1 protein-coding gene is annotated in these 369 nt (G+C 54.7%); it reads right to left on the reverse strand.

The genetic code is table 11. From position 1 onward, the window contains the following. Nucleotides 1–369, reverse strand: a 369-nt coding sequence (locus FOT42_RS18220) for a DUF6443 domain-containing protein (RefSeq protein WP_226789955.1), incomplete at both ends; no start/stop codon positions are given.

The raw sequence follows: 369 nt of genomic DNA on the forward strand, positions 1-369 counted from the left end.
ACGTCCCCACGGTAGCTCCCCAGGGAGCCCGAGGACACATAGTACGGCAGCCAATCCTTGTCCTGGCGCCCATAGGCATCGTACCCCACATGGGTGACCAGGTCTTCCTTGTCCGGAGCAGACTTTATCCCTATGCGCTGCATGGGCCTGCCCAGACCGTCAAAATAGGTAATGCTCTCAATAACGTCACCTTCCTTTGCCGTTCCCGCATTGAAGCTTGACATCCCTTTTTGGAAGCTGCGCGTAAAAATGTAGTTCTCATTGCTCAATGTTATGGACTGATAGGGATGGGCCGCCGTACTGTTGCCATACACCCTTGCAACAAAGGTGCTACCGCTCTGGATATGGGTCCCCGGGCCTAGCGTTATG

Source organism: Flagellimonas hadalis (assembly GCF_007785775.2).
Classification (GTDB): Bacteria; Bacteroidota; Bacteroidia; order Flavobacteriales; family Flavobacteriaceae; genus Flagellimonas; species Flagellimonas hadalis.